Source organism: Halomonas sp. ND22Bw, assembly GCF_003011945.1.
Classification (GTDB): domain Bacteria; phylum Pseudomonadota; class Gammaproteobacteria; order Pseudomonadales; family Halomonadaceae; genus Halomonas; species Halomonas halophila.
In genome coordinates this window covers 1-241 of sequence record NZ_PXWD01001639.1, presented here as the reverse complement: position 1 = coordinate 241, position 241 = coordinate 1, and the positions used below count along the sequence as shown (strand labels likewise).

Below are 241 nucleotides of genomic sequence, written 5' to 3'. Positions count from 1 at the left end.
GGCGATGTGGGAATCGACCAACGCATTCACCTCGCCGCAGTCCAGCTCCGGCCGGTCCCGGAAGTTCAGCAGCTGACGGATTTCCTCCAGCGTCATGTCCTTGGCCCGGCAACGGCGGATGAACAGCAGGCGCTCCAAATGAACTTCATCGTAGAGCCTGAAGTTGCCCACACTGCGTGCAGGCTCGGGCAGCAGGCCTTCCGACTCGTAGAAGCGCACGGTCTGCACCGGGCAATCCGCC

At 63.1% G+C, this 241-nt stretch carries 1 protein-coding gene; it reads right to left on the bottom strand.

All coding sequences use genetic code 11. The annotated features are described in order from the left end of the window. A partial coding sequence (locus CVH10_RS23825) for a MerR family transcriptional regulator (protein WP_146143374.1) occupies positions 1-241 on the bottom strand: 241 nt, incomplete at both ends.